The 19,853-nt window shown below is 62.5% G+C and carries 17 protein-coding genes; 7 read left to right on the top strand and 10 right to left on the bottom strand.

All coding sequences use genetic code 11. The features are described from left to right. Positions 1 to 24: 24 nt before the first annotated feature. Positions 25 to 1,767: an autotransporter assembly complex family protein gene (locus D8767_RS15750; protein ID WP_016714116.1), complete on the top strand. Its 1,743-nt coding sequence runs from the start codon at positions 25 to 27 to the stop codon at positions 1,765 to 1,767. Then, a complete protein-coding gene (locus D8767_RS15745; RefSeq protein ID WP_016714115.1) occupies positions 1,764 to 5,438 on the top strand; it encodes a translocation/assembly module TamB domain-containing protein in 3,675 nt (1,224 codons plus the stop codon). The genes D8767_RS15750 and D8767_RS15745 overlap by 4 nt, the downstream gene beginning before the upstream one ends. An 18-nt stretch (positions 5,439 to 5,456) precedes the next feature. On the opposite strand, the gene D8767_RS15740 is transcribed toward D8767_RS15745, so the two are convergent. The 4 genes from D8767_RS15740 to D8767_RS15725 all read right to left on the bottom strand — a co-directional run bounded on the left by D8767_RS15740 (position 5,457) and on the right by D8767_RS15725 (position 7,882). Continuing rightward, positions 5,457 to 6,011 carry a DUF2589 domain-containing protein gene (locus D8767_RS15740; protein WP_016714114.1) on the bottom strand — a complete coding sequence of 185 codons (555 nt, stop codon included), beginning with the start codon at positions 6,009 to 6,011 and terminating at the stop codon, positions 5,457 to 5,459. A 74-nt stretch (positions 6,012 to 6,085) separates the two neighbouring features. Then, complete coding sequence (locus tag D8767_RS15735) at positions 6,086 to 6,730, bottom strand: DUF2589 domain-containing protein (protein ID WP_016714113.1); 645 nt, start codon at positions 6,728 to 6,730, stop codon at positions 6,086 to 6,088. Positions 6,731 to 6,791: 61 nt separating this feature from the next. Continuing rightward, positions 6,792 to 7,172 (bottom strand): Mor transcription activator family protein, encoded by a 381-nt coding sequence (locus D8767_RS15730; protein ID WP_016714112.1) that lies wholly within the window; start codon positions 7,170 to 7,172, stop codon positions 6,792 to 6,794. Positions 7,173 to 7,423: 251 nt separating this feature from the next. Beyond that, positions 7,424 to 7,882 (bottom strand): hypothetical protein, encoded by a 459-nt coding sequence (locus D8767_RS15725; protein WP_016714111.1) that lies wholly within the window; start codon positions 7,880 to 7,882, stop codon positions 7,424 to 7,426. A gap of 151 nt (positions 7,883 to 8,033) precedes the next feature. Between D8767_RS15725 and D8767_RS15720 the strand changes: the two genes are divergently transcribed. Next, on the top strand, positions 8,034 to 8,222 hold the full coding sequence (locus tag D8767_RS15720) for a hypothetical protein (protein WP_003248064.1): 189 nt from the start codon (positions 8,034 to 8,036) through the stop codon (positions 8,220 to 8,222). 36 nt (positions 8,223 to 8,258) lie between these two features. On the opposite strand, the gene D8767_RS15715 is transcribed toward D8767_RS15720, so the two are convergent. Continuing rightward, on the bottom strand, positions 8,259 to 8,633 hold the full coding sequence (locus D8767_RS15715) for a fe2+ zn2+ uptake regulation protein (protein WP_016714110.1): 375 nt from the start codon (positions 8,631 to 8,633) through the stop codon (positions 8,259 to 8,261). Between the two features lie 196 nt (positions 8,634 to 8,829). Between D8767_RS15715 and D8767_RS15710 the strand changes: the two genes are divergently transcribed. After that, complete coding sequence (locus D8767_RS15710) at positions 8,830 to 11,136, top strand: acylase (RefSeq protein ID WP_016714109.1); 2,307 nt, start codon at positions 8,830 to 8,832, stop codon at positions 11,134 to 11,136. Between the two features lie 61 nt (positions 11,137 to 11,197). Here the strand turns inward: D8767_RS15710 and D8767_RS15705 are convergent, their stop codons facing one another. Both D8767_RS15705 and D8767_RS15700 read right to left on the bottom strand, forming a co-directional pair. Then, on the bottom strand, positions 11,198 to 11,920 hold the full coding sequence (locus tag D8767_RS15705) for a UDP-2,3-diacylglucosamine diphosphatase (protein WP_016714108.1): 723 nt from the start codon (positions 11,918 to 11,920) through the stop codon (positions 11,198 to 11,200). Further along, on the bottom strand, positions 11,917 to 12,417 hold the full coding sequence (locus D8767_RS15700) for a peptidylprolyl isomerase (RefSeq protein ID WP_016714107.1): 501 nt from the start codon (positions 12,415 to 12,417) through the stop codon (positions 11,917 to 11,919). The genes D8767_RS15705 and D8767_RS15700 overlap by 4 nt, the downstream gene beginning before the upstream one ends. A 248-nt stretch (positions 12,418 to 12,665) precedes the next feature. Between D8767_RS15700 and D8767_RS15695 the strand changes: the two genes are divergently transcribed. Further along, positions 12,666 to 14,369 carry a glutamine--tRNA ligase/YqeY domain fusion protein gene (locus D8767_RS15695; RefSeq protein ID WP_016714106.1) on the top strand — a complete coding sequence of 568 codons (1,704 nt, stop codon included), beginning with the start codon at positions 12,666 to 12,668 and terminating at the stop codon, positions 14,367 to 14,369. A 9-nt stretch (positions 14,370 to 14,378) separates the two neighbouring features. Beyond that, the gene (gene cysS / locus D8767_RS15690; protein ID WP_016714105.1) at positions 14,379 to 15,761 is read left to right on the top strand and encodes a cysteine--tRNA ligase; all 1,383 of its coding nucleotides are present in this window, start codon (positions 14,379 to 14,381) and stop codon (positions 15,759 to 15,761) included. Positions 15,762 to 15,799: 38 nt separating this feature from the next. Here cysS and D8767_RS15685 read toward each other — a convergent pair whose 3' ends face one another. The 3 genes from D8767_RS15685 to csiR form a co-directional block, all read right to left on the bottom strand. Continuing rightward, positions 15,800 to 17,191, bottom strand: a complete 1,392-nt coding sequence (locus D8767_RS15685; protein WP_016714104.1) for a HAMP domain-containing sensor histidine kinase — start codon at positions 17,189 to 17,191, stop codon at positions 15,800 to 15,802. After that, entirely contained in the window at positions 17,169 to 17,849 is a 681-nt protein-coding gene (locus tag D8767_RS15680) for a response regulator transcription factor (RefSeq protein WP_016714103.1), read from the bottom strand. Before D8767_RS15680 ends, D8767_RS15685 begins: the two co-directional genes overlap by 23 nt. A gap of 74 nt (positions 17,850 to 17,923) precedes the next feature. Further along, on the bottom strand, positions 17,924 to 18,619 hold the full coding sequence (csiR, locus tag D8767_RS15675; RefSeq protein ID WP_012272506.1) for a DNA-binding transcriptional regulator CsiR: 696 nt from the start codon (positions 18,617 to 18,619) through the stop codon (positions 17,924 to 17,926). Positions 18,620 to 18,813: 194 nt separating this feature from the next. Here csiR and glaH point away from each other — a divergent pair, with 194 nt between their 5' ends. Next, a complete protein-coding gene (gene glaH, locus D8767_RS15670) occupies positions 18,814 to 19,791 on the top strand; it encodes a glutarate dioxygenase GlaH (protein ID WP_016714102.1) in 978 nt (325 codons plus the stop codon). Positions 19,792 to 19,853 lie beyond the last annotated feature (62 nt).

The following is a 19,853-nucleotide window of genomic DNA, read 5'->3' as shown; positions in this document are numbered from 1 at the left end:
CCTGGCTCTGGTAGCATTCGCCGCATGACGTATTCAGGAAGATTGACCTGGGGCCTGGTTTTCTGGGCCGCCAGTTTCGCAGCATGGGGCCAGAGCGAGTTGCTGGTGAAGGTAAAACCGGCCAACAAGGCGCTCAAGGCCAATGTCGAAGGCTATATAGGCACTTTGGGTGACCGCGATGAAGAAGCGCTTTTACGCTTCAGTCGCGGGGCAGAGGAGCAGGCGCGCAAAGCGGCGCAGGCACTTGGCTACTATCAGGCGCAAATCGATACCGAGGTCAAGCCCGCCAGTGACGCTGACCATTCCCCACAACTGATCATCCGCATTAACCCCGGCGAGCCGATTCGCCTGCGTAACGTGACCGTGCGCATCGACGGCCCTGCCAGCGAAATGAAGGCCTTCCGCGTTCCCGACAGCAAGGCGTTGCGTGCCGGGGAACAACTCAACCATGGCCATTACGAGGATGCCAAGCGCCTGATCCAGAACCAGGCATCACGCTACGGCTTCTTCAGCGGCCGCTTTACCCGCCAGCGCCTGGCGGTCGACCCGCAGGCTGGCGTGGCCGATATCGAACTGGTCTACCAAAGTGGCCCGCGTTATCGTCTGGGTGCCGTCACCTTCGGTGGCGACACGCCACTGGACGACGACCTGCTGCACCGCATGGTGTCGTTCAAACCGGGGACTCCCTACGATTCTGAACTGATCGCCGAACTGAACAATGACTTGCAGTCGAGCGGCTATTTTGAAGGTGTGCGCGTGGATGCAGCGCCCACCGCCGCTGTGGGCGAAGAAGTCCCTGTGGATGTGCGCCTGGAAACCCGCAAACCTCGCACCATGGGCCTGGGGTTGGGCTTCTCGACCGACGTCGGGCCACGCGGCAAGGCCAACTGGACTCGCCACTGGGTTAACCCACAGGGCCATAGCTACGGCTGGGAAACCGAGCTGTCGGCGCCGCGGCAGAACGTCGGCCTGTGGTACGACATTCCCCTCGACCCGCCGCTGACCGACAAGCTGCGCTTCGCGGGTGGCTACCAGAACGAGGAACTTGCCGGTACCGACACCCTCAGCAAACTGTTGACGGTCGGCCCCGAGTGGCACAGCAAGCTGCCCAGTGGCTGGCAGCGGGTGATATCGCTCAAGTACCAGCGCGAGGAGTATCGGCTGGGTGACGACTCCGGGCTGAGCAACTTGCTGATGCCGGGCGTCAGCTATTCCTTCCTGCGCAGTGACAACCGTATCGACCCGCATAACGGCTACCGCCTGCAGTTCGATGTACAGGCGGCCAAGGAAGGGCTGGTTTCCGATACCAACCTGTTGCACGGCAACGTGCTGCTCAAGGGCCTGACCACGCTCGGCCACAACCACCGCTTGCTCGGTCGCGTACAGTTCGGCGGCAGTGCGACCAATGGCTTCAAGAACAACATCCCGCCATCGTTGCGCTTCTTCGCCGGTGGTGACCAGAGCGTGCGTGGCTACGACTACCAGACCCTGTCGCCCAAGAACAGCGACGGTGACCGTATTGGCGGGCGCTACCTGGTGGCCGGCAGTGTCGAGTACCAGTATTCGCTGACCGAGAAGTGGCGGCTTGCAACGTTCGTTGACCAAGGCAACTCGTTCAACAACCTGGAGTTGCCCAGCCTCAAGACCGGGGTGGGCTTTGGTGTGCGCTGGGTCTCGCCGGTCGGGCCGCTGCGCCTGGACCTGGCCAAGGCGCTGGATGACGAAGGGGGCATTCGCCTGCACTTTTCCATGGGGCCTGAGCTTTGAAACGTGTGACCAAATACATTCTGTTGGGCCTGTTCGGGGTCGTCGCGAGCCTGGGCCTGGCACTGGGTCTGCTGGTGGGCACCGAGGCTGGCAGCCGCTGGGTGCTGGGCAAGGTGCCCGGGCTTGAAGTGACCGATTTTCAGGGGCGCCTGGCGGGCAGTTGGCAGGCCAGCAGGCTGCGCTGGGCCGATGGTGGCAGCAGAGTAGAGGTACAGGCACCGCTGCTGGCCTGGTCGCCTGCGTGCCTGATGCGTTCCACCTTGTGCATTGACCAGTTGCAGGCGCAGCGTATCGACATGGCCTTTGCACCCAGTGCCGAGCCGGCCGACAGCGGCCCGCTGCAGCTGCCTGCGCTGCGCTTGCCGTTGGCCATCGAACTGGGTGAGGTCAAGGTCGGCCAACTGCGGCTGGACGGCAGTGACCTGCTGGGCGACTTGCAACTGGCGGCGCACTGGACCAGCACCGGCATGCGCATCGACAGCCTGCACCTGCAGCGCGATGACCTGAAACTGACCGTGCAGGGTGACCTGCAGCCCGAGGGTGACTGGCCGCTGCAACTGCAGGCTCAACTGCAATTACCGGCCGTAGAGGGCAAACCCTGGCAGCTGGCGCTGACCGCCACGGGTGATTTGCAGAAGACCCTGAAGCTGGCAGGCACCAGCAGCGGTTACCTCGACGCCACGTTGAACGGGCAGTTGCAGGCGTTGGCCGAGCACCTGCCAGCGACCTTGCAGATCCGTTCCGAGGCATTCAAACCAGCGGGCGCGTTGCCTGACACTTTGCAGTTGAACCAGCTCAAGCTTGATGCAAAAGGCGACTTGCTCAAGGGGTATCTGCTGTCGGGTACGGCCAGCCTGCCGGCTGAACAGTCGCCGATCGCCTTGGCCTTGTCCGGCCTGGTCGACAGTAAAGGTGCCAGGCTCGATGCACTGGACCTGACCGCCAGCGACACCCAACGGCTCAAGCTGCAAGCCACGGCCGACTGGCAGCAAGGCTTGAGCGCCGCTGCGCAACTGGACTGGCAGGACTTCCCGTGGTTGCGCCTGTATCCATTGGAGACGCCGCCCCAGGTTACCCTCAAAGCCTTCAATACCCAGGTGCATTATCGCGATGGCATCTATCAGGGTACCTTCAAGGGCGACCTTGACGGCCCAGCGGGTGCATTCAGCGTGGCCAGCCCGTTCGAGGGCGACCTGAGCCAGGTGAAGTTGCCGCAGCTGGCGCTGACCGCCGGGCAGGGCAAGGCTGCCGGGCGTGTTGCCGTGCGTTTTGCCGACACACTGGCCTGGGATGTCGACTTGCAGCTTTCGGCGCTCGACCCTGCTTATTGGCTGGCCGAACTGCCGGGCACGCTGGCAGGGCCGCTGCGCAGCAAAGGCGAGCTGAAAGGCGAGGCGCTCACCCTTGACGCGCAACTTGACCTGAAAGGCCGTCTGCGTGGCCAGCCAGCAGTGCTCAAGGCCGAGGCGCAGGGGGCAGGGCAGAGTTGGACGCTCGGTGCACTGGCTATCCAGCTGGGTGACAACCGCATCAATGGCAGTGGCAGCCTGCAGCAGCGCCTGGCCGGGCGAATTGACCTCGATTTGCCGCGCCTGGGCCAGTTGTGGCCAAGGCTGCAAGGCCAGGTCAAGGGCCGGCTGGACCTCGCCGGCACCTTGCAGGCCCCGCAAGGTACGCTGACCCTGCAGGGCCAACGGTTGGCCCAGGCCGAAAACCGCCTGCAACAGCTGGGCCTGGAGGCCCGGCTGGACAACGCCCAGCGCGGTGTAATCGAACTCAAGGCCACAGGCATCCAGCTTGGCGATACCGCCTTGGGCACGCTTCAGGCCAACGGCAAAGGTGACATTCGCCAGCAAGCCTTGACCCTGGCGCTGGACGGCCCGCAACTCAAGCTCGACCTTGGGCTGGATGGCCAGTTGAGCAAGGGTGACTGGCGAGGGCGCCTGGCCAGTGGGCGTATTCAGGCCGGTGGCCAGGACTGGCAGTTGCAGGCGCCGGCACGGCTTCAGCGCCTGGCCAGTGGGCAGCTGGATTTCGGTGCCCATTGCTGGCGCTCCGGCCAGGCCAGCCTGTGTGGTGATGACCAGCGCCTGGCCCCCGACCCGCGGCTGCGCTACCACCTCAAGCAGTTCCCGCTGGACAGCCTGGCCCAATGGCTGCCGAAGGACTTCGCCTGGCAAGGCCTGCTCAATGCTGATATCAACCTGGACATCCCGGCCAGTGGCCCCAAGGGTACGGTCGTGGTCGATGCCAGTGGCGGCACACTGCGTGTGAAGGATAAAGATCGCTGGATCGACTTCCCTTACCAGGCCCTGCGCCTGGACAGCACACTGGCACCGCGGCGCATCGATACGCGCCTGGCGTTTCGCGGCGAGCGCCTGGGTGAGTTGAACGTCACGGCCCGGCTCGACCCGCTGGGCAAGAACAAGCCGTTGTCGGGTGATTTCCGCCTGGCCGGGCTGGACCTGTCGGTAGCCCGTCCGTTCGTGCCGATGGTCGAGCGGCTGGCCGGGCAGCTCAATGGCAGTGGTCGGCTTTCCGGTACGTTGCTGGCGCCGCAGGTCAACGGCAACCTGATGCTCAGTGGTGGCGAAGTCAGCGGCGCTGAACTGCCGGCCAGCCTTCAGGACCTGTCATTGCAGGCGCTGATTGCCGGCGAGCGCGTGCAGCTTGACGGCAACTGGCGCAGTGGCGAGGCAGGGCGTGGCCAGTTGAGCGGCAACCTCACTTGGGGCCAGGCACTGGGCATGGACGTGCGCTTGCAAGGCCAGCAACTGCCGGTCACGGTCGAGCCTTATGCCACGCTGGAAGTTGCCCCAGACCTGACCCTGCGCCTGATCGACGACAAGCTGGCGGTTACCGGCAAGGTACAGGTGCCCAAGGGCAAGATCACTGTTCGCGAGTTACCCCCGTCTACCGTCAAAGTGTCGGATGACACAGTCATCGTCGGCCACCAGACAGAAGAGGGTAAACCGCCCATGGCGATGGCCATGGACATTGACGTCGAAGTGGGTCGCGACAAACTGTCGTTCAGCGGCTTTGGCCTCACCGCCAACCTGCTTGGCCATGTACACATCGGCGATAACCTCGACACCCGTGGTGAACTGAGCCTGGCAGACGGACGCTACCGTGCCTACGGCCAGCGCTTGACCATCCGCCGGGCGCGGCTGTTGTTCGCTGGCCCGATTGACCAGCCGTATCTGGATATCGAAGCCATCCGCAAGGTTGACGATGTCATTGCCGGTATCCGCCTGAGCGGCAGTGCCGAGCAGCCGACCACCAAAGTGTTCTCGGAACCGGCCATGAGCCAGGAGCAAGCGTTGTCGTACCTGGTGTTGGGGCGGCCGTTGGGCACGTCCGGCGAAGACAACAACATGCTCGCCGAAGCGGCCTTGGGCTTGGGCCTGGCCGGTAGCGCCGGCATTACCGGCAGCCTGGCTTCGAGCCTTGGGATTGACGATTTCCAGCTGGATACCGAGGGTTCTGGCAACACAACCAGCGTGGTTGCCAGCGGCAATCTGACCGAGAAGTTGAGCCTGCGTTACGGCGTGGGCGTGTTCGAGCCTGCCAACACCATTGCGTTGCGCTACAAACTGAGCAAAAAGGTGTACCTGGAAGCTGCCAGCGGGTTGGCCAGCTCTTTGGACATCTTCTACAAACGCGACTTCTGAAGGGGGGCGGGGCGGCCGTCAACGGACGGTGGCTGCCTCGATGAACTCATTGGTGTCGGGCGAGGGCGGGGCAGCGGGAGCACGTACCGGGATAATCAGGCTGGTGTATTCCTCGATCAGCCGGTTCAGGGCTTCGGGTGGTTCGCTGGCCTGGAACTGCATGCGTATCTGCACTTCGTCAGGGTCACGGCTGTCACCCTGACGGCCCTGGCCGCCGATGGTGACCTTGAAGCTGGCGGCCTTGTTCTCGCCTGCCGTCAGCAGGGCCTGCTGCGCTTCAGTACCTTTGACCCGCACCGACAAGTCGACCTGCATGCGCTCCAGGGCCAGGCCTTTGGGCGACACCAAAGCAAACAGGGGAACGCGCATGATGTGCTGGCCGTCCATTGCCACTTCGACCATCTTGGCCTTCATAGGGGCGCCCAACGCCTCGGTGTCGCACTCGAAAAATTGATCGAACAGGTTGATGTACTGTTGTGCAATCAAGCTGTTGGTGGCGCTGGCGGCTTCTTGCAGACCACGGGTGATTTCGCGCAGGTCGATGGAGGTCATGGGGGCGGGGGGCTTTTGCAACGATTCGACTCCTCAAGCCAGTTGGTGCCCCTCCCGTTGCGGGCAGGAGGGGTTGATGGGGGCACTCAAGCGTCTCACGGCGCCGGTGGGCCTTCGGGTTTTGGCCCTTTCAGGGTATCTGCCTGAGAAATCTCGTCCGGGCTTTCCAATGCGGCGGTTCTGACAACGGTTGGCTTGGTCGCGGCGTCCGTCAGGAACTCGATCACCCTCATCATCGCTTCGGGCGGCTCCTGGCGCTTTAGGGTGGTGTTGAAGGCATAGCGGGCGCGTGTATCCGTCTTGCGGGTTTGCGTGGACTTGTGGCTGACGCTGCCTTTCACGTTCAGCTTGAACGGCCCCCAGCCCAGTGAGCCGGTCGCTTCTGCGTTCATGTCCTTGCTGGATGTATCCTCCGACATCTGGTTGATCACCAGTTCGAACTCTACGTTGCCCTCTTCAATCGAGATGTTCGGGTGCGTAATGGCAGCCAGCAGCGGCACTTTCATGGTCTTGCTGACCACGCCTTTGTATTCGCCCTGTTCATCGACGATGGTTTCGTCGTAGTCGAACTGGATGGCGACCGCCTTGCCATCCTGGACGCACACCTGCATCAGGAAGTCGGCGTACGATTTGCTGGCGGTTACCTGCGCCTGGACCATGGCCTGCAGGGGGCCGGCGATCATGCGGTCCATCGGCAGGGCGTTGATGACCGAGCCAATAAGGCTGTTGTCTATCGACATATCGGGATGCTCTTTCTAGTGGGGTAAGGAAGCCGCCAATGGCGGCCACGGGGCAGTGGCGTCAGCGAGGGCAAGGCTCCTGGCGCCGAATGTTGCCGATCTGGCGCAGGCTCAGGCCGTACTTGTTGGCCAACAGGCTGCGGGACAAGCCGTTGGCGCTTTCCTTCTGGATCTGCTGGTTGCGCAGCTGGCGCAGGAAGTGGTCAGCCTTGGGGATCTCCAGGGCAACCCCGGCAAAGCGCTTGATCAGCGCATCGAGCGCATCGGCCGGCAGCACGTCGGCAAGCTTGGTACGCTCGCGGTGCTTGGGGATGTACTTGGGCCTGCCACCAAAGGCGCAGGTCAGCTGGTAGGCGTTTTCGATGCCGATGCAGTCGATCAGGGCCTGTAGCGAGTGGGGCAGTTGGCTGATATCGATCTGGCTCAAGTCTGGCGTTTGCATATGGCGCTCCTTCGGGATGGGTGGGATGTGCGACCCGATCACCCGCGGCGGTATGTCGAAGGTGTGAGCAAATTCTGTGCGACTGCCAAGGCGCGTCGCTAGGCGGCATATGGGTTGGGAGTTGTAGCTTCGGTGAACAGGTTTTGCAGGCAGCGATATCCGGTGCTGTAGGAAATGGCATCGACATTTGGCGGGGACTGGCGATTTCTCATCTGATCATGCCAATGGTTGTGGGATGGGGCCGGTAACCTTCACTCGCACGGATAGCTGCTCAGCAAGCTGGCGCTACTCAGGTAGGCTTGAGGGGTGGCGCGCATGCCCTGGGGCAATGTGCGCCAGTCAACCAGCAGGCACAGCGCATGCAGGGGCTGGCCGTTGCGCTGGCCGATGACCTGGCCCGCAAAGTGGCGGCGGTACAGGGCCTGGGTCTGGCGCTGAGCCTGTACCTGATCGGCCTGGGCCAGGGTTTGCCGGGCCAGGTCGGGTAGCCGGGCCGCAGGCACGCTGAAATGGACCTGCGCCGCATTGGCCTGCAGGTACCCGGCCTGGCGCACGCGTTGCCACAGTTGTTGCCATTGGCTGCTGCCGGCATGGGCAGCCAGCTCGCGCCCCAGTTCGAGCAGGTGCTCGGCGGGTGTCTGCCGGGTGTCTAACGCATGAAGGGAAAAGGGGGTCAGAAACAGCGAAGTGAACAGCAGGGGTTTGTACATGGTGACTCCGGCTTGGGTGCTTGGGAGCCTCATGCTTTCAGGCTGACCCCGCCCCACCCAGCAGGAAATGCAGCGCCGGGGACGGTGGCCGTTGTATCATTGCCGCGGCTCGTTGCGAGCCTTTTGCCCCTGATGTTGCAAGGAACCTTCGATGACACACGTGCAGCGCCTGAAATATTCCCTTTTGATCATCCTGGTTGTACTGGGCCTGATGCTGGGCCTGTCCCACCTGCAGAAGCAGGGCACGATCAGTGAGCAGACCTTCCAGATGCTGGCCATTGCCATTGCGGTGGTGGTCGTGGTGATCAATGGCATCCTGCGGCGCAAGGTCAAGCCCTGACCTGTGCGGGCCGGCCAGGTCTGGCCGGCCATACGCTCAGCGCAGCGGTGTTTGCTCCAGCACGGCGCGGGCCTGAGGGTTCAGGCTGTAGCACTTGTCGCTGCCCAGCTGAATGACGCCTTCGGCGCACAGGCGTTTGAGCACTTCGCGCACGCTGAGAAACGACAGCGGGATATCCAGCTGTTCCAGTTGGGCATGCACTCCGCGCACGCCAATGCTGCGGCCGTTGCGGTCGGCGGCGTGCAGGGCGTCGATCACCTTGAGGCGAATCAGGCTGGTACGCAGGCCAAAAGTGCGCAGCAGTTCGCGGATCTGTTCGTTGCCGGTGCGTTCCTCAGCAAAAATGCCCTGTCCCTTGGGCGCTTTGCCTGGGACGCGCCCAGCCTGGATCGAGGGTTGCGGGTTGTACATGTGAATGCTCCTTTTCGTGGACGAACCCGAAATGTGGTTGCCTCACTTACTAGGACGAATGAGAACGCAAAAACTGCAACCCACTCGTGAAAAAAATGCCGCTTTCTCATCAAGACGTTCCATCGCCTTGTAATACGTAAAATTTTCATCTGGCCATTCGTCTGATCGGGATGACCCCCGAACCCGAGGAGTGCCCGTGTTTCCACTTTCCCGTCCCATGACTTGCGCTGGCCTGGCCGCCGCGCTGGTGGCCTTCAGCGTTACCGTTCAGGCGCAGCCCGACCTTGATGCCAGTGCGCAGATCCGACGTACCAGTTACGGGGTGCCGCATATCGTGGCCAAGGATGAGCGTGGTCTGGGCTATGGTGTCGGCTACGCCTACGCGCAGGACAACTTGTGCCTGCTGGCCAACGAGGTATTGACCGTAAGCGGCGAGCGGTCCCGCCATTTCGGCGCCAAAGGCAAGACCCTGGAACAGCGTGACAACTTGGCCAGTGACCTGTTCTTCACCTGGCTCAACAGCCCGGCGGCGGTCAGCGCGTACTTGCAGGCGCAGCCCGCGCCGGTGAAAGCGCTGCTGGAGGGCTATGCCACCGGCTACAACCGGGCGTTGGCTGAGCGCCGCAGCCAAGGCTTGCCTGCCGAGTGCGGCAATGGCGAGTGGGTGCGGCCCATCCGTAGCGAGGACCTGGTCAAGCTGACCCGTCGGCTGCTGGCCGAAGGCGGTGTCGGGCAGTTCGTCGAGGCGCTGGCGGGGGCGCAACCACCAGCACAGACCAGCCAACAGGCACCGGCTGGCTTCGGCGCCGCACTGGCGAGGCAAGAGCGCTTTGCCACGGAGCGCGGCAGCAACGCAGTGGCCGTAGGCGCGCAGCGTTCGGCCAATGGCCGTGGCTTGCTGTTGGCCAACCCGCACTTCCCGTGGATGGGCGGCATGCGCTTTTACCAGATGCAGCTGACCATCCCCGGCCAGCTTGACGTCATGGGTGCCGCATTGCCGGGCCTGCCGGTAGTCAACATCGGGTTCAACCGACACCTGGCCTGGACGCACACCGTCGATACGTCGAATCACTTCACCTTGTACCGTTTGCAGCTCGATCCCAAGGACCCGACCCGGTACCTGCTGGATGGCAAATCGCTTCCACTGGCGAGACAAACCGTCAGCGTTGCGGTCAAGGCCGAGGATGGCAGCGTGAGCCAAATGGAACGGCAGGTCTACAGCTCGCAATTCGGCCCGGTGGTGCAGTGGCCTGGGCGCCTGGATTGGGATGCACAGGCGGCCTACAGCTTGCGTGATGCCAACCTGGACAACACCCGGGTGCTGCAGCAGTGGTACCAGATCAACCGTGCCGACAGCCTGGCCGCGTTGAAAGGCTCGGTCGAGCAACTGCAGGGCATCCCATGGGTCAATACCCTGGCGGTGGACCAAGGCGGCCGTGCGTTGTACCTGAACCAGTCGGTGGTGCCCTACGTGGATCAGCCACTGCTGGACGCCTGCAGTAACCCGAAAGGGCAGGGACGCCTGGTGGTGCTGGATGGTTCGCGCAGCGCATGCCAGTGGAAGGTCGATGCGCAGGCTGCGCAACCGGGTATTTTTCCGGCGCGACTGCTGCCGAGCCTTGAGCGCGAGGACTTTGTGCAGAACTCCAACGACCCTGCCTGGATGGCCAACCCGGCCCAGCCGCTGACCGGTTATTCACCGTTGGTCAGCCGCAATGACCAGCCGTTGGGCATGCGCGGGCGCTTTGCCCTGCAACGCCTGCAGGGCACGGCAAAGCTGGGCGTGGATGACCTGCAGCGCATGGTGACCGACGACGAGGTTTACCTGGCCAGCCTGGTGCTGCCAGACCTGCTGCAGTGGTGCAAGGGCGCAGCCGTGGATGTGCAAGCCGTCTGCAGCAGCCTGGCGGCCTGGAATGGCAAGGCTGACCTGGACAGCGGCATTGGCCTGGTGCACTTCCAGAACCTGTTCAATGCCCTGGCCGAACACCCGGAAAGCTGGCGGGTGGCCTTCAACCCGACCGATCCGCAGCACACCCCGCGAGGCTTGGCAGTAGAGCAAGCGGCCGTGAGCAGGCTGGTGCATGAGGCTGCGCTGGCTTCGCTCAAGGAGGTGGATGAAAGCGGCGTGGCGGCTGAGGCGCGTTGGGGGCAAGTACAGCAGGCGCTCGATGGCACGCCGGTGCCGGGTGGCCCGCAGGCGCTGGGCGTGTACAACGCGATGTACAGTGTGCCGCACGGGCAGGGCAAGCGGCTGGTGGTGAGTGGTACCAGCTACCTGCAACTGGTCAGCTTCACCGACAAAGGGCCAGAGGCCCGTGGGATATTGGCATTTTCGCAGTCGAGCGAAGCGGCTTCAGCGCATGCCAGCGACCAGACCAAGGCGTTTGCGGCCAAGCAGCTGGCAGTGATTCCGTTTACCGAAGAGCAGATCAAGGCTGACCCAGAGTATCGGGAAGTGGTGATCAGTGAGCGAGACAAGGGGGCAGTGGCTCAGCAGTAAGCCATTCCGGCCCTTTCGCGGGCAAGCCCGCGAAAGGGGCAGTGCGGGCAACCCTGCACTCTCAGGAAAACTCGAAAGGCGCCAGCTGAAACCCTTGCTCGTCCACCTGCAAGGCCCAGCCCCGGCGGTCCCAGTCCCCCAGCACGATACGCCGTGCCGGCTCCCCATCGACCACCAGCTTGTGTATCGCCGGCCGGTGGGTATGGCCATGCACCAGCGTGCGCACGCCATGTTCCGCCATCACCTTGGGCACTTCCTCCGGCGTGACGTCGACAATCTCGGTAGACTTCATCCGCGTTTGCGTGCGGCTTTCGCTGCGCAGCTTGCGCGCCAGCTTGTAGCGGGCCGACAGCGGCAGGTGACGCAAGATCCACAAACTCAGCGGATTGCGCAGTAACCGGCGCATCTTCATGTAGCCCAGGTCGCGGGTGCACAGGGTGTCGCCATGCATCAGCAGCACCTGCTCACCGCCCAGCTCGATCACGCTGGGGTCACTCAACAGCGTGCAGCCAGCAGCGTCGCAAAAGGCTTGGCCAATCAGGAAGTCGCGGTTGCCGTGCATCAGGTAGATGGCCGTGCCGCTGTCGCTCAGCCGGCGCATGGCCTGGCAGATCGACTGCTGGAAGGGCGTCATGGCATCGTCGCCAATCCACGCTTCGAAAAAATCACCCAGGATGTACAGCGCCTTGGCGTGGCGGGCGCGGCCATCGAGCAGATCAAGAAACGCCCGGGAAATATCCGGGCGTTCTTCTTGCAAATGCAGATCGGAGATCAGCAGGATCACTCAATGATCTCGGCTTTCTCGATGATCACGTCGTCTTTCGGAACGTCCTGGTGGCCAGCTTTGGAGCCGGTGGCGACCTTTTCGATGGCGTCGACGATTTCACGGCCTTCGATCACTTCGCCGAACACGGCGTAGCCCCAGCCCTGCACGTTCTTGCCGCTGTGGTTGAGGAAGTCGTTGTCGGACGAGTTGATGAAGAACTGCGCCGAGGCGGAGTGCGGCTCCATGGTACGGGCCATGGCGATGCTGTACTTCTTGTTCTTCAGGCCGTTGTCGGCTTCGTTCTGGATGGTGGCGCGGGTTTTCTTCTGGCTCATGTTGGTGTCGAAGCCGCCACCCTGGATCATGAAGCCCTTGATCACGCGGTGGAACACGGTGCCATTGTAGTGGCCGTCCTTGACGTACTGAACGAAGTTTTCGGTGGTCTGCGGCGCTTTCTCGGCGTCCAGTTGCAGGACGATGTCGCCGTGGTTGGTGCTCAGTTTGACTTTGGACATGCTGAAACTCGCTTTTTCAAGGCAATCAGAAATTAGGGTGCGCAGGGCGCGGGTTATTACCTGACGCAGGATCAGGTGATCGCGACACATGGCGCGCACTGGCCATTTTGCCAGGCTGCGGCAAAAAGCCGTGATAAATCACGCCAGTTTGTCCGGGCCCGACTGTCAGCAGCTTGACTGCTTCGGCTATGATAGGCCCTTTGATTCAATCGGCCTACCCAGGCCGGACACGTGCATTCAAGGATCCTATGAGCAAGCCCACTGCCGACAACGCGCCCAACGCCGCTGCCAAAGGCGCCCCCGCTGTCCCTGCGAACTTCCTGCGGCCGATCATCCAGGCCGACCTGGACTCGGGCAAGCACAGCAGCATCGTCACCCGTTTCCCGCCGGAGCCTAACGGCTACCTGCACATCGGCCACGCCAAGTCGATTTGTGTCAACTTCGGCCTGGCCAAGGAATTCGGCGGTGTCTGTCACCTGCGCTTCGACGACACCAACCCGGCCAAGGAAGACCAGGAGTACATCGACGCCATCCAGAGCGATGTGAAGTGGCTGGGCTTCGATTGGGCGGGCGACGTGCGCTACGCCTCTGACTACTTCGACCAGTTGCACGACTGGGCAGTCGAGCTGATCAAGCAGGGCAAGGCTTACGTTTGCGACCTTACCCCCGAGCAAGCCAAGGAGTACCGTGGCAACCTCAAGGAGCCGGGCAAGAACAGCCCGTTCCGCGAGCGCAGCGTGGAAGACAACCTCGACCTGTTCGCCCGCATGAAGGCTGGCGAGTTCAAGGACGGTGAGCGCGTGTTGCGGGCCAAGATCGACATGGCCTCGCCAAACATGAACCTGCGCGACCCGATCCTGTACCGCATTCGCCATGCCCACCACCACCAGACCGGTGACAAGTGGTGCATCTACCCCAACTACGACTTTACCCACGGCCAGTCGGATGCCATCGAGGGCATTACCCACTCGATCTGCACCCTGGAGTTCGAAGGGCATCGTCCGCTGTACGACTGGTTCCTCGACAACCTGCCGGTGCCGGCGCACCCGCGTCAGTACGAATTCAGCCGCCTGAACCTGAACTACACCATCACGTCCAAGCGCAAGCTGAAGCAGCTGGTTGACGAGAAGCACGTCGACGCCTGGGACGACCCGCGCATGTCGACCCTGTCCGGCTTCCGTCGCCGTGGCTACACCCCGGCTTCGATCCGCAACTTCTGCGAAATGATCGGCACCAACCGTTCCGACGGCGTGGTCGACATGTCGATGCTCGAATTCAGCATCCGTGACGACCTCGACCGCACCGCGCCGCGCGCCATGTGCGTGCTGCGCCCACTGAAAGTGGTCATCACCAACTACCCGGAAGGCCAGGTCGAGCAGCTTGAACTGCCGCGCCACCCGAAAGAAGACATGGGCATGCGCGTACTGCCGTTCTCCCGTGAGCTGTACATCGATCGCGACGACTTCATGGAAGAGCCGCCGAAGGGCTACAAGCGCCTGGAACCGGCCGGCGAAGTGCGCCTGCGTGGCAGCTACGTGATCCGCGCCGACGAGGCCATCAAGGACGCCGACGGCAACATCGTCGAGCTGCGCTGCTCGTACGACCCCGACACCCTGGGCAAAAACCCAGAAGGCCGCAAGGTCAAGGGCGTGATCCACTGGGTACCGGCCGAAGGCAGCGTCGAGTGTGAAGTGCGCCTGTACGACCGTCTGTTCCGCTCGCCGAACCCGGAAAAGACCGAGGAGGGCGGCAGCTTCCTGGACAACATCAACCCGGATTCGCTGCAAGTGCTCAGCGGCTGCCGTGCCGAGCCTTCGCTGGCCAAGGCCCAGCCCGAGGACCGCTTCCAGTTCGAGCGCGAAGGCTACTTCTGCGCCGACCTGAAAGACAGCCAGCCGGGCCGCCCGGTGTTCAACCGCACTGTCACCCTGCGTGACTCCTGGGGCAGCTGAGGAAACGCCGTGCTTACCATCTACAACACCCTGAGCAAAGCGAAGGAAACCTTCAAGCCGCTGGATGGCAACAAGGTGCGCATGTACGTGTGCGGCATGACCGTGTACGACTACTGCCACCTGGGCCATGGCCGCAGCATGGTGGCCTTCGACCTGGTCACCCGCTGGCTGCGCAAGAGCGGCTACGACCTGACCTACGTGCGCAACATCACCGACATCGATGACAAGATCATCAACCGGGCCAACGAGAACGGTGAAACCTTCGACGCCTTGACCGCCCGCATGATCGATGCGATGCACGAAGACGAGCGCCGCCTGAACATCCTGCCGCCAGACCAGGAACCGCGTGCCACCGACCACATCGCCGGCATGCACGCGATGATCCAGACCCTGATCGACAAGGGTTACGCCTACGCCCCGGGCAATGGCGACGTGTACTACCGCGTCGGCAAGTTCGTCGGTTACGGCAAACTGTCGCGCAAGAAGATCGAAGACCTGCGCATCGGCGCGCGCATCGAGGTCGACGAAGCCAAGCAGGACCCGCTGGACTTCGTGCTGTGGAAGGGTGTGAAGCCGGGCGAGCCGAGCTGGGAGTCGCCATGGGGCCCGGGCCGTCCGGGCTGGCACATCGAGTGCTCGGTGATGTCCACCTGCTGCCTGGGCGAGAGCTTCGACATTCACGGCGGTGGCAGCGACCTGGAGTTTCCGCACCACGAGAACGAGATTGCCCAGAGCGAAGCGGCCACTGGCAAGCAGTACGCCAACGCCTGGATGCATTGCGGCATGATCCGTATCAATGGCGAGAAGATGTCCAAGTCGTTGAACAACTTCTTCACCATCCGTGACGTGCTGGAAAAGTACCACCCGGAAGTGGTGCGTTACCTGCTGGTGGCCAGCCACTACCGCAGCGCGATCAACTACTCCGAAGACAGCCTGCGTGACGCCAAGGGCGCGCTGGAGCGCTTCTACCACGCCCTGCGCGGCTTGCCACGCGTGGCAGCCAAGGGTGGCGAAGCGTTCGTCGAGCGCTTCAGCGTGGCGATGAACGACGACTTCGGTACCCCTGAAGCCTGCGCCGTGCTGTTCGACCTGGTGCGTGAGATCAACCGCCTGCGCGACAGCGACCCGCAGGCCGCTGCCGGCCTGGCGGGTCGCCTGCGCGAGCTGGGTGATGTGCTGGGTGTGCTGCAGCTGGAAGCCGATGACTTCCTGCGAGCGGGCGCCGAAGGCAAGGTCGATGCGGCCGAGGTTGAAAGCCTGATTCAGGCGCGCCTGCAGGCACGCGCGGACAAGAACTGGGCTGAGTCGGACCGGATTCGCGACCAGTTGACCGCCATGGGTGTGGTGCTGGAAGACAGCAAGGGTACCACTACCTGGCGTCTGGCTGACTGATCGGCTTGATGATTGGGGCCGCTCTGCGGCCCCAATGGTTACTTGGTTAGCCCCGCCAGCGGGCAATGCAGCACTAACTTCGCCCCACCCAACTCGCTCTCTCCAATCTCCAGCCCGAACCCATGCAGGTCGACGATCGCCGCAACGATCGATAACCCCAGCCCGAACCCGGCATGGCGATGGCCTTCATCGCTGCGATAGAACCGCTTCAACACCGCAGCACGCTCTTGCTCGGGAATACCCGGCCCGCTGTCCTCGATGGCCAGGTGCACGCCGTTATCGTCCTGTGTCGCGCAAATCCGCACTTGCCCACTCTCGGGCGTGAACTTGATAGCATTGCCCACCAGGTTGGCCAGTGCCTCGAACAGCAGCTCGCGGTCACCGTGCAGAGTCGACAGCTGCGCGGGCTGGTGCAATTCCAGATGAATACCACCATCTTCGGCCAACGGTAGATAAAAGTCGTGCAGTTCGACCAGCAAATCATGCGGGTCCAGCTGAACGAAGCCGGCCCGGCGCTGGCGGTCTTCCAGTTCGCTGATGCGTAACAATCCGCGAAAACGTGCCATCAGGGTGTCGGTTTCGCCAATGGCCTGGTCCAGCGCCTCGGCTTGCGCAGAGTCGACATCGCTCTGCTGGCGAATGCGGTACAGCTGGGCGCGCAGACGAGTCAGAGGGGTGCGCAGGTCATGGGCAATGTTGTCGCACACACCTTTCACCTCATGCATCAACCGCTCGATACGGTCGAGCATGGCATTGACGATGGCGGCCAGCATGTCCAGTTCGTCGCGCCTGGCCGACAAGGGCAGGCGGTGAGTCAGGTCACCGGCGACGATAAGCTCGGCCTGGGCCTGGATCGCGCGGATACGCTTTAGCGGCCGACGGCGCAACAAATACCAGCCTGCAAAGCCTGGAATCAGCGTCAAGGAGATACCCCAGAGCAGGGCATCGAGAATGATCCGGGTCACCACGAACAGTGAGCCGTTATCGCGGAACAGTACCAGCCAGCGGCCATCTTGCACTTTGATCGCCACCGCATCGCAGCTGTCGCGGGGCAGGTGTGGGTCGTCGGCATCCAGGCAGCGTTTCAACTCATGGATCTTGCCGTCCAGCCTGAGCTCCGGGGGCAGGGCACGCACACTGCCGCCCATCGGGTTGAGCTGGGCGTCAAACAGGCCGTAGGCGTCGAAGCTGCGTTCTTCGAAGGCCTGGCTGGCGATCAGGGCGTCATCCAGCTGCTTGCCGCTCATGTGCGCGAACAGGTGTTGGCGTTGCAGCATGGAGTGGCGGGTGAGTTTGTTCAGGTAGCTGGACACCTCGAAATACAGCACCCCCATGAGGATGCTGCTCCAGGCCACGAACAAAAAGCTGTACAGCGCCAGCAGGCGGCTGGTCGAAGAGCTCCAGCCTTTAGACGGGTTCAGCAATGGCATAGCCGGAGCCCCGCACCGTACGGATCAGCGGCGACTGGCCGGGGGAGTCGATTTTCTTGCGCAGACGGCCGATGTGCACGTCGATCAGGTTAGTGCCCGGGTCGAAGTGGTAGCCCCAGACTTCCTCGAAAATCATCATCCGTGTGATTACCTGGCCGCTGTGGCGCATCAGGTACTCCAGCAGCTTGTACTCGGTGGGCAGCAGGTTGAGGGTGTTGTCTCCACGGCGCGCCTCGTGGCTGATCAGGTCCAGCTGCAGGTCGGCGACCTGCAGGCGGGTCTGGGTCATGGGCACGCTGTTGCGGCGCAGCAATACCTCGACCCGCGCAGCCATCTCGTCGGAGGCAAACGGCTTGGTCAGGTAGTCGTCACCGCCGGCACGCAGGCCGCGCACCCGCTCATCGACGTCGGAGAGGGCGCTGATCATCAGGATCGGCGTGGCGATCTTGAGGCTGCGCAGGGTGGTAACGATGGTCAGGCCGTCGACCTCGGGCAGCATGCGGTCGAGGGTGATCAGGTCATAGCCGCCGGCAATGGCTTTGGCCAGGCCTTCACGGCCATTGTCGGCCCAATCCACGTCCAGGCCGTGGCTGGTAAGTTCGGCGACGATTTCCTGGCCGGTGACGGCGTCGTCTTCGATGGTCAGTACGCGAGGCATGCTGGTTCCTGGGCATCTAATAGAGATTTGATTGTGCCAAAGAATAGACAACCGGCGATTTAAGAAAAATTCATCTAGCGTGCGCCGATACCCTCGGCATGCATGATCTGCGCAATGATCGGCACCGGAGTCATCAGGTGCGAGCGCATCATGGCGCTGGCGCGCTTGGCGTCGCGGGCGAGAATCACCTCCACCAGTGCCGCATGCTCCTGGCGCTTGAGCTCCAGCGCCTGTTCGGAAAACACCGTCTGCGTCAGCCACAGGTGGCGATAACGCTCGGCCTGGTCGAACAGGTAGGTGCGCGCCTGCAGCAGGTGCTTGGAACCGCAACCCGAGGCAATGGCAGTGTGAAACGCCTTGTGCCGTTCGTCCCACACATCCAGGCGCTGTTCGCGGGTTTTTACTTCCACGACCTTGGCCAGTGTATGCGAGTGGGCCAGCACTGACGCCTCCCAGGCGTCATCACCGCGCTCGATGGCCAAGGCAATGATCATCGCCTCCAGGTTGGCGCGGGCATCGTAGATGTCGTTCATCTCGTCCAGCGACATGGGCGCCACCCGGTAGCCTTTCTGGCTGATGGCGTTGACCAGGTGTTCGGCCACCAGTTGCGAAAGCGCTTCGCGCAGCGGGCCCACGCCCAGGTCGTAGCGTTCCTTCAGGGCGCTCATCAACAGTTTTTCACCGGGCTTGAATACACCACGGATGATGTCCTTCTTGAGCCTCTCATACCCGCTGAATGCTGAGTTTTGTCGGGGGGCGAGCGCTTCCAAGATCCTGTTCCTCAAAACGTTTTGGCGATCATACCGAAACCGTCTGCGGACGAAAAACAATGGACAATAACGACTAATAGCTATGAAAAATAAAAATGTAGACATTTTGATTGAGTGGCGATATTTTTAGCTCGCCCGCACTGATCCAGGTCATCACTGGATAGCGCCAACCACCTTTTTGCCAGGACACTGCCATGAACGCCTTTACGCAGATCGACGAACTTGTGATGCCGCTGCCGCTCGAACCGCGTGGTTACACCATCGCTCCCTCGAAACAGTCGCCGCGCCTGCTGGAACTGACCTTTGCCCGAGAAACCGTCGAAGCGTTCGTCCAGGCCGTCGCCCAATGGCCGGTGCAGGCGCTGGAGTACAAGTCGTTCCTGCGCTTCCGGGTAGGTGAAATTCTTGATGAGCTGTGCCAGGGCACCTTGCGCCCCGTGCTGCTCAACACCATCCTCGACCGCACGACCGGCGGCATGCTGATTACCCCGATCGGCCTGGATGACGTGAGCCAGGCCGAGGACATGGTCAAGTTCACCACCGCCTGTGCACACCTGATCGGCCGTTCCAACTACGACGCCATGAGTGGGCAGTTCTATGCGCGCTTCGTGGTGGTCAACAGCGACAACTCCGACAGCTACCTGCGCCAGCCGCACCGGGTCATGGAGCTGCACAACGACGGCACCTTCGTGAACCAGATCACCGACTACGTGCTGATGCTGAAAATCGACGAAAAGAACATGGAAGGTGGCAACTCGCTGCTGCTGCACCTTGACGACTGGGAGCAGTGCGAGGAATTCTTCCGCCACCCCATGGCACGCCGCGAAATGCGCTGGACCGCGCCACCCAGCAAAAAGGTTGCCGAGGATGTGTTCCACTCGGTGTTCGACACCGATGGCGAAGGCCGCCCGACCATGCGCTACATTGACCAGTTCGTGCAGCCGGAAAACTACGAGGAAGGTATCTGGCTGAACGCCTTGTCCGACTCGCTGGAAGGCAGCGAGAAGAAGGTGTCGGTACCGGTAGGTGTAGGCAGCTTCCTGCTGATCAACAACCTGTTCTGGCTGCATGGCCGCGACCGCTTCACCCCGCACGAGGGCCTGCGCCGTGAACTGATGCGTCAGCGTGGTTACGTCGCCTTCCCAAAACCGCTGTACCAGCGCGGGCAATAATCAAGGGTGCCGGGCGGGCGCCCGCCCACGCGCTTTTGCAAAAAAACGATGCCACCAAGGCC

It is taken from the genome of Pseudomonas sp. LTGT-11-2Z (genome assembly GCF_003691445.1).
Taxonomy (GTDB): Bacteria; Pseudomonadota; Gammaproteobacteria; order Pseudomonadales; family Pseudomonadaceae; genus Aquipseudomonas; species Aquipseudomonas monteilii.
The sequence above is the reverse complement of the archived record's forward strand: the minus strand, read 5'-3'. Positions and strand labels throughout refer to the sequence as shown.